Annotated in this window: 2 protein-coding genes and 1 pseudogene; 2 read left to right on the top strand and 1 reads right to left on the bottom strand. The window is 69.7% G+C overall.

The genetic code is table 11. The features are described 5' to 3' along the window. The first annotated feature begins 256 nt into the window (after positions 1-256). Positions 257-1,015 carry a tyrosinase family protein gene (locus ACY5KJ_RS19640; RefSeq protein ID WP_462189308.1) on the top strand — a complete coding sequence of 253 codons (759 nt, stop codon included), beginning with the start codon at positions 257-259 and terminating at the stop codon, positions 1,013-1,015. Between the two features lie 155 nt (positions 1,016-1,170). Here ACY5KJ_RS19640 and ACY5KJ_RS19645 read toward each other — a convergent pair whose 3' ends face one another. Beyond that, positions 1,171-2,073: a putative protein N(5)-glutamine methyltransferase gene (locus ACY5KJ_RS19645; RefSeq protein ID WP_462189310.1), complete on the bottom strand. Its 903-nt coding sequence runs from the start codon at positions 2,071-2,073 to the stop codon at positions 1,171-1,173. 360 nt (positions 2,074-2,433) lie between these two features. Here ACY5KJ_RS19645 and ACY5KJ_RS19650 point away from each other — a divergent pair. After that, a pseudogene (locus tag ACY5KJ_RS19650) lies at positions 2,434-2,638 on the top strand (hypothetical protein); the annotation flags it as partial.

Raw genomic sequence — 2,638 nt, forward strand, 5'->3', positions numbered from 1 at the left:
CATTACGCACAGTTACCAAACTGGCTGGGGTTTCACGCCCACCCCGGTTAACTTCGAAGACCCCTCAAACACGAACCTACGACGCTGCGCACGAATCAGTTCGGCCTCCCCGGTCCGAGCCGACCGGTACGGACCTACGACCTGTTCGTCATCTGGCATGTCATCGCGATGAACACCCCCGTCCCCCCCGGGAGGGTCACCGAGCAACCGCAACGCCGCGCACGCCGGCCCCGTCTTCCTGCCCTGGCACCGAGTCATGCTTGGCTGGCTGGAAGTGCACCTCCAGCGCGTTCTCGGCGACCCGAACTTCGGGCTGCCGTACTGGGACTGGGCGCGCGACGGGACACCCTCCGCTCCCGGCACGGCACCGAACCCCGCTGCTTCGGCGCTGTGGCGGAACACCCCGGACGGTTTCGGGGGCCAGGGCACCCCGATCCCCGGCGGTGCGTTCTTCTTCGACCCCGCCGACCCGACCAGCTTCCGGGTACGGATCTCCACCAGCAGCAGCGGCGCGCTCCAGCAGGTTACCGAACGCGGCGTGCGGCGGAGATTCGGCAGCGCCACGTTCGGATCGTCGATCCTGCCGAGCAACGCCGACCTCACCGCAGCCTTCGACACCGTCGCCGATCCGACACTCGCGAGCTACGACGAGGCTCCCTTCAACGTGAGTTCGCGGGGGTTCCGCAACCGTCTCGAAGGCTTCATCGGCACCGGACTGCACAACCAGGTCCACCGCTGGGTCGGCGGGGGCAGGGACATGTCGCTGGCGTCGTCCCCCAACGACCCGGTCTTCTTCGTGCACCACTGCAACGTCGACCGCGTCTGGGAGGGTTGGATGCGGCGTCACGGCCGCGTGTACCAGCCGGACATGACCGCCCCGGCAAGCCTCCTCGGCCATCGGATCGACGACCCGCTGGTCTCCCCGTTCGCCCCGTCGAGCATGTCGAGCACGCCGGCGACCCCCCGCAGCGTGCTCGACATGACCGGCACCTACACCTACGACGTCCTGCCCTGAAACATCTCCTGTTGACCGACGAACAGGTCCCGTTGAACGACGAGCAGGTCCCGGGGATTCACCGAGGACGGCTTCGGTCCATCTGCATCCATTGCATCCGGCTGCATCCGGCTGCCCGCGGCCTTTCCGCGGGCAGCCGCGGACGAGGGCTGGGCCTACCCGACTGACGGCGGCTGTCCGGATGCCGCGCCCATCGCGGACACGGGAGCCGCGGCCGGCCTGGTCGCGATGACGACGGTGGCGTTCAGGTCGGCGGAACCGGCGACCGTGGGGATCAGGCCGGCCTGGGCGGTGGCTTCGACGATCGACGCTGCCTGCCGCTCGCCGGTCTCGACCAGCAGGTGACCGCCCGGGGCCAGCCGCCGCGGCGCCTCGGCGGCCACCCGCCGCAGAACATCGAGCCCGTCCGCCCCGCCGTCGAGCGCCACCCGCGGCTCGTGCTCGCGAGCCTCCAGCGGCATCAGCTCAATCGCGTCGGTGGGTACATAGGGGGCGTTCGCGGCCAGCAGGTCCACGTGGCCCCGTAGGACGGCTGGCAGCGGCTCGTAAAGATCACCCTCGTAGACCCGGCCACCGGCGGAGGCGAGGTTGCGGCGGGCGCACCGCACCGCGGCCGGTTCGACGTCGGCGGCGTGCACCTCGATCCCGGGCAGGGCCGCCACCAGCGCGACCCCCACCGCCCCCGAGCCACAGCACAGATCGACGACGGTGACCGGCCGGGACCGGTCGGCGACCCGTTCGACCGCCTGATCGACGAGGAACTCCGTGCGGCGGCGGGGCACGAAGACCCCGGGGTCCACGGCTATCCGCAGGCCGTGGAACTCCGCCCAGCCGAGCACGTGTTCCAAGGGCAGGCCGGCGACGCGCCGCTGCACCATCGCGGCGAGTTCGCCCGGGGTCCGGGCCGCATCGACGAGCAGCCGCGCCTCGTCCTCGGCGAAGACGCAGCCGGCGGCCCGCAGCCTCGTGACGACGACGGACCGCGGCAGGGGCGAAGATGGTGAGGAAGACGGGCGAGAAGAGGGGAGAAAGGAAGAAGAAGGGCCGGCTGTCGACACGGGAAGCCTTTCGGGATGCCGAAGGGCACCTTCCCGATCGCCTACTTCGAGCGAACCGCGTGGCCGCGGGAGGAGAGCACCCACCCTGACACAGCGGAAATGGGTCTCACCTCCTCAAGACGATCGTCTGTGGCAACGGCCATCCTACCCGAGCTATCTGATCCGGAGCGCCGCGGGCCGTCACCCCGGCGAACGGAAGATCCGCTCACCCCCCCCGGCGGGCCTCACCTCGATCGTCCGTGCACTCACGTTCATGCGCTCCATGCCCTCTCCACGCCCTGCGGTCACCGCTGGCTGGTCGGTCGCGGCTGACCGGTAGCGTTGACTGGTCAGGCTTTCCGGGAGAGAGCGGCAATACAAATGCGTACGTTCTACGAGATCGAGCAGCAGGAAGAGTTCAAGGCCGGGCAGGAGCTGCTGGTCCACCGGTGCGAGACATGGGCGCGGGCGCGAGGATTGCCAGCGAATCCGCTGGTCCTGGAGGCCGCGCTGGATTCGCGGCAGCTGAGCACCGACGGGCGGCTGGCATTGTGGACACCTGCTCATGTGCGTCGGTTCCTCCTAG

It is taken from the genome of Frankia sp. CcWB3, assembly GCF_977927595.1.

What these genes read in the sequence shown, in the direction of transcription:
- ACY5KJ_RS19640 (WP_462189308.1), top strand. Translation starts at nt 257, where the DNA reads ATGCTTGGCTGGCTGGAAGTGCACCTCCAGCGCGTTCTCGGCGACCCG.